The 396-nt window shown below is 56.3% G+C and carries 1 protein-coding gene; it reads left to right on the top strand.

Features of this window, described 5'->3' with window-relative positions; translation table 11 throughout:
* The coding region (locus AC2A06_RS18910; RefSeq protein ID WP_484381304.1) for a hypothetical protein at positions 1-396 on the top strand (396 nt) is incomplete at both ends.

The raw sequence follows: 396 nt of genomic DNA, 5'->3' as shown, positions 1-396 counted from the left end.
AGAGCCAATGACGACGGTAGCTGGTCAATCAGCAGCACCATGCCTGCCGGGGCGCATAATCTGGCCTTTATGGTGTGGGATGCGGCAGGTAACCGTTCTTCGTTAAGTGCCTCCACCAGTATCGGGGTCACTGAGGGTAACGGCAGCACGCTGATTGAGCAGAAGTGGGGGGGGACCACCGATGGGGAAGGCCTTGGCGTGAATGCGGCAGCAGTGACCATTGGGACAAATGGCTTGTGGTCATTCTTCCAAAGTGCGCGTGCTGCAACGGGCACAGGTACCGCCAACTCTGGGCGAGTCTACAATATGCAAAACCTGGAGGATTACAACTCCGAGTACCTGGCACAACCAAGCGATGTAACCGAGGGAAGTTATGGCCGCTTTATTAACTCGGCC

This window comes from Serratia sp. HNCC26DJ244, assembly GCF_057180565.1.
Note: the sequence above shows the minus strand (reverse complement) of the source record. Positions and strands in the feature narration are given on the sequence as shown.